Origin of the sequence: Lawsonibacter sp. (genome assembly GCF_022777125.1) — a bacterium.
Classification (GTDB): Bacteria; Bacillota; Clostridia; order Oscillospirales; family Oscillospiraceae; genus Lawsonibacter_A; species Lawsonibacter_A hominis.
On record NZ_JALFGV010000035.1, the window covers coordinates 1 to 3,993 of the forward strand.

Below are 3,993 nucleotides of genomic sequence, written 5' to 3' on the forward strand. Positions count from 1 at the left end.
CGTCGGCCACTGGGGCCCCATCTGCGATGGGGCGGCGCGGTAAGCGCCGTTCAAGCGTTTTTGCCGCAGGCAAAAACCTTGGCGCAGGGCGGATTCACTCCGCCCGAGCAGGCCCAATCCGCAGGGTTCCCAAAACGCCCCGCGTTTTGGGACGGCCGACGCCATGATTTGGCAGGGCGTAAGCTACTAAGAGGAACACATCCGTCTCCTGCCGGGCCGTCGGCCACTGGGGCCCCATCTGCGATGGGGCGGCGCGGTAAGCGCCGTTCAAGCGTCTTTGCCGCAGGCAAAAACCTTGGCGCAGGGCGTGCGCTGCTGTGCGGTTCCACCGGCCTTGTGCTCCCATAACGTTAACACAGCAGGCGCGCCCTGGGGCACGCCTGCTGTGTTTTACAGCCGCCCACGGGGGTAATGTCTGTCCGGCTCCATCCATTCCCTGACCCAGCTGCATACCCGTTCATCCGGCTCTCCGGCCCGGGCGCCAAACGCGCAGCAGGATATCTGCCCAAAATCAATCTGATCCGGCACCCCCCTGTTCGTACAGGGGCTCCTCCATCACGCAACCCAGCCGGTATGCAGGATACGCCTGTATCATGGATTTCTTGCGTTCTTCCAATCATTCTTGTATCATAACAGCACCCCGCGCCACTATAGGTCAATTTTACCCTAATCGGAATAGGTCAATTTACCCATAATAAGGCAGGGTGATATTATGTCACGGTTACGTGTGCTCAGAGAAAAGCGTGGTTTTACCCAAGTCAAGATGCAAATACTGACCGGGATCGACCAAAGCGACTATTCTAAAATTGAATGCGGTAAGCGGTACTACTCTTTCGAACAGTGTCGCAAGATCGCGTTGGCGCTGGATACGAGCATGGACTATTTAGCCGGCCTGACCAACGTCGAAAAACCTTATCCGCGCGCAAAAGACATGGATTAGTGGTTTCCATCTGCCGGGAGCTGTGCCTTTAGCGCCCCCCCTGATTGCCGTACCCCCGCGGAGGAGCGCGGGGACAAGCCCCGTCTCACCCTGCTCCAGGAAAGAGGTAACACAATGATCCGAATTCAAAACATCATCCTGCCCATCGACGGCGGGCAGGAGCTGCTCCGAGCGCGGGCGGCCGGACTGCTGGGCCTTCCGCCGGGCCAGATCCAGGCCCTCTCTCTGGCCCGGCAGTCGATCGACGCCCGTAAGAAGAACGACGTCCACTATGTGTGCACGGTGCATGTGACCGCCCCGGAGGAGGCAGCTCTGGTGCGAAAGGCGGGCAACCCCAACGTGACTCTGTTTCAGCCTCGGCCCTACGCGTTTCCCCCGGTCCGCCGCGCTTCCGCGCTGCCTCCTGTGGTGGTCGGCATGGGGCCGGCGGGGCTGTTCGCCGCGCTGTTCCTGGCCCGGAACGGACTGCCTCCCATCGTATTGGAGCGGGGCCGTCCGGTGGAAGCGCGCACACGGGACGTGGAACGCTTTTGGCAGACCGGGATACTGGACCCTTCCTCCAACGTACAATTCGGGGAAGGGGGCGCGGGCACTTTTTCCGACGGCAAGCTGACCACCGGTACCCACGATCCCCGCATTGCCACCGTCTTCCGGACGCTGGCGGCGGCGGGCGCTCCGGAGGATATCCTCTGGCAGCACAAGCCCCACATCGGCACCGATCTGCTCCGGGACGTGGTGAAGGCCATCCGCCTGGAGCTGCTGGAGCTGGGCTGCGACGTACGCTTTGGACACCGCCTGACCGGTCTGGAGATCCGAAACGGCCAATTGACTGCGCTGAAGGCGCAGGGCCCCCAGGGCGCCTACGACCTGCCCTGCGACGCGCTGATCCTCGCCCCCGGCCACTCCGCCCGGGATACCTTCGAACTGCTGCTGGAGGCGGGCGTTCCGCTTGCCCCCAAGCCCTTTGCCATCGGCGTGCGGATCGAGCACGCACAGGCCGCCCTCTCCCAGGCCCAGTTTGGCCCGGCCTGGCAGCGCCTGCCGGCCGCCGACTACAAACTGGCCTGCCACCTGCCCGACGGGCGCAGCGCCTTCACCTTCTGCGTCTGTCCCGGCGGACAGGTGGTGGCCGCCGCCTCGGAGGAGGGGCGGCTGGTGACCAACGGCATGAGCCGCCGGGCCCGGGACGGGGCAAACATCAACGGCGGCTTCCTGGTCGGGGTGGGCCCCGGCGACTTCGGCTCCAGCCATCCCCTGGCGGGGGTGGCGTTCCAGCGCCGCTGGGAGGAAGCCGCCTTTGCCCTGGGCGGCGGCGGCTTTCGGGCTCCCGCCCAGACGGTGGGGGATTTCCTCTCCGGGCGGGCGTCCGCGGCACTGGGCGGGGTGGCGCCCACCTACCGCCCCGGCGTCACGCCCGCCGACCTGCGGCGCTGTCTGCCCGGTTACGTGGCCGACACGCTCCGCTCCGCCCTGCCCCTGTTCGACCGGAAGCTCCGGGGCTTTGCCTCCCCGGAAGCCCTGCTGACCGGCGTGGAGACCCGTTCCTCCTCCCCGGTGCGCATCCTCCGCGGCGAGGATCTCCAATCCCCCATCCGCGGTCTGTATCCCTGCGGTGAAGGCGCAGGCTACGCAGGCGGGATCACCAGCGCCGCCGTGGACGGCGTCCGCGTGGCGGAGGCCGTGGCTTCCGCCGGGCCCGGCGCGTCCCTTGACTCCCCATCCCGGTCTGTTTGATCGGGATGGGGATTTTTCCTGGCTTTTGCATATCCTATATTTTTCAAGGTGCCGACGTGATATGGTTAAGCTCTAAATCCGTCGAAACGTGAGGAAGAGGAAGCAATGGCTAGGAAAAAAGTGGAAACCAACATTTCTTATGACGATGCAAGGCAGGTCTACTATGTCTGCATGGACCACGGCGCGGATGAAAACGGCAGGCGGGTCAAGTGCTACCGGACGTATCCCACCCTGGCCCAAGCCCGGCGGGGCCTGCGTGAATTTTCGGCGGAGCGGGACGGCCTGCGGCGGGTCTCGCCCCGTTCCATCACACTGGACCAGTGGCTGGAGTACTGGATGGAGCAGGTGATCCGGCCAAACCGCGCACAGACCACCGTCTACGGCTATGGAAAGATCATCCGCAACCATCTCTCGCCCGCCCTGGGGGACGTTCCGCTGCAAAAGCTCACGCCCCAGCACCTCCAGGGCTATTACGCAATGCTGATGGAGCAGAAGGGGCTCTCCGCCAACACCGTGCGCCGCCATCACGATCTGCTCTCCTGCGCGCTGCATCTGGCCGTGCGGCAGGACATGCTGCTGCGCAGCCCCACCGACCGGGTGGAGCCGCCACGGGTGATCCCGCAGGAGGCCCGCTTTTACACGCCGGAAGAGCTGCGGCAGCTGTTCGCTCTGGTGGAGGGACACTGGCTGGAACCCATCGTCAAGCTGGCGGGGGCGCTGGGCCTGCGGCGGGAGGAGATCTGCGGCCTGCGGTGGAGCAGCGTGGACTTCGCCCGCCGCCGGGTGCACATCAAGGAGGCCCGCACGGCTGCCGGAGCTTCCATCGTCCAAAAGGAGACCAAAAACCGCACCTCCAACCGGGTGCTCCATCTGGGGGACGAGCTGTGCCGCCTGCTCCGGCAGGAGCGCTCCGCCCAGGTCCAGCGTTCCCTTGCCAGGGGGGACGGCTGGTCGGAGGACAACTTTGTGGCGGTGGACAAGCTGGGGAAGCCTTACTCCCCCAACGCCGTATCCCTGGCCTTTACCCGTTTCATCCGCTCCCACGGCATGCCCAAGATCACCCTCCACGGTCTGCGCCACCCGTATGTCAAGCACACGACAAAAAAATATAATTCTGAAAAGCAGAAAACCCAAGCTACCAAGATAGATTTGATAGCCTGGGTTTTCCGTTTTTGTACCTTCAATTATTCAAAGAGGTCATGGACTTTGTAAACAATCTCAATGCGGTTGTCGGGGAATACATACACCTTTTCGATCAGCAGATCGGTCAGCTCCGAGGTTAGCACATCCGCTTCCGCAATCGAGTGAGCAATGTTTTG

General features: G+C 63.7%; 3 protein-coding genes. All 3 read left to right on the forward strand.

Annotation, left to right across the window (positions count from 1 at the left end; translation table 11 throughout):
• Positions 1–712: 712 nt before the first annotated feature.
• The 3 genes from MR825_RS03000 to MR825_RS03010 all read left to right on the forward strand — a co-directional run bounded on the left by MR825_RS03000 (position 713) and on the right by MR825_RS03010 (position 3,886).
• On the forward strand, positions 713–940 hold the full coding sequence (locus tag MR825_RS03000; RefSeq protein ID WP_287878772.1) for a helix-turn-helix domain-containing protein: 228 nt from the start codon (positions 713–715) through the stop codon (positions 938–940).
• A 114-nt stretch (positions 941–1,054) separates the two neighbouring features.
• Positions 1,055–2,674, forward strand: coding sequence for an NAD(P)/FAD-dependent oxidoreductase (locus MR825_RS03005; protein WP_287878774.1), 1,620 nt, complete (start codon positions 1,055–1,057; stop codon positions 2,672–2,674).
• A gap of 105 nt (positions 2,675–2,779) precedes the next feature.
• Positions 2,780–3,886 (forward strand): site-specific integrase, encoded by a 1,107-nt coding sequence (locus tag MR825_RS03010; RefSeq protein ID WP_287878776.1) that lies wholly within the window; start codon positions 2,780–2,782, stop codon positions 3,884–3,886.
• The last annotated feature ends 107 nt before the right edge of the window (positions 3,887–3,993 follow it).